Annotated in this window: 2 rRNA genes; both read right to left on the bottom strand. The window is 40.6% G+C overall.

The window, feature by feature from the left end:
• Positions 1–79: ribosomal RNA gene (locus tag IC213_RS20600) — 23S ribosomal RNA — on the bottom strand; the annotation flags it as partial.
• A 283-nt stretch (positions 80–362) separates the two neighbouring features.
• Positions 363–458 (bottom strand): 16S ribosomal RNA (locus IC213_RS20595); the annotation flags it as partial.

The following is a 458-nucleotide window of genomic DNA, read 5'->3' as shown; positions in this document are numbered from 1 at the left end:
GAAGCTTATCGCAGCTTATCGCGTCCTTCATCGGCTCCTAGTGCCAAGGCATCCGCCCTGCACCCTTAATAACTTGACCAGTTAAAAAGGTTTGATAGATTAGAAGCTATCAACTTCGATAATTTTTAAAAGTTATCAGCTTTATATATTACAAATTAGATGTCATATCACTAAATATATATATGCAGTTTTCAAAGTGCTAACGCACAGCGCCAACGAATAAATTCCGTTGCTCAAAGTGCTAAGGCACGTCGCCAACAAACAAACTTCACATGCGTTCAGTTTATACTGTTGCTCAAAGTGCTAATTGAGTATTCGTAAAAACGAACCCTCAAAATTAAACAGTAGGCAATTCTCCTTAGAAAGGAGGTGATCCAGCCGCACCTTCCGATACGGCTACCTTGTTACGACTTCACCCCAGTTATTGATTCCACCTTCGACGACTTCTTCCAAAAGGT

This window comes from Clostridioides sp. ES-S-0049-02 (genome assembly GCF_020658465.1).
Lineage (GTDB): Bacteria > Bacillota > Clostridia > Peptostreptococcales > Peptostreptococcaceae > Clostridioides.
This window is presented reverse-complemented; position numbering and strand designations above follow the sequence as displayed.